General features: G+C 70.3%; 1 protein-coding gene. It reads left to right on the top strand.

The annotated features are described in order from the left end of the window. Positions 1-246: LysE family transporter (locus tag ACLJNW_RS27575; RefSeq protein ID WP_410961741.1), on the top strand; the 246-nt coding region annotated here is incomplete at both ends.

Genomic DNA, 246 nt, shown 5'->3' with positions numbered 1-246 from the left:
ACCCCAAGGCCCTGCTGTTCTGTTCGGTGCTGCTGCCGCAGTTCGTCAGTCCCGAGGCCGGTTCGCTGGCCGTCCAGTTCGCCGCGCTCGGTACGGTCCTGGTTCTGGTTGGCCTGGCCTTCGACTGCGCCTATGCGCTGGCCGGTGGCCGCCTGGGCCGCTGGCTGGCGTCCCGGCCGCGGGCACAGCGCCTGCAGCAGTGGGGCTTCGGTGGGTTGTTGATAGGGTTCGGGGTAAGGCTGGCGC

This window comes from Salmonella sp. SAL4457 (assembly GCF_046548235.1).
In the GTDB taxonomy this organism is placed as follows: domain Bacteria; phylum Pseudomonadota; class Gammaproteobacteria; order Enterobacterales; family Enterobacteriaceae; genus Salmonella; species Salmonella enterica.
The sequence above is the reverse complement of the archived record's forward strand: the minus strand, read 5'-3'. Positions and strand labels throughout refer to the sequence as shown.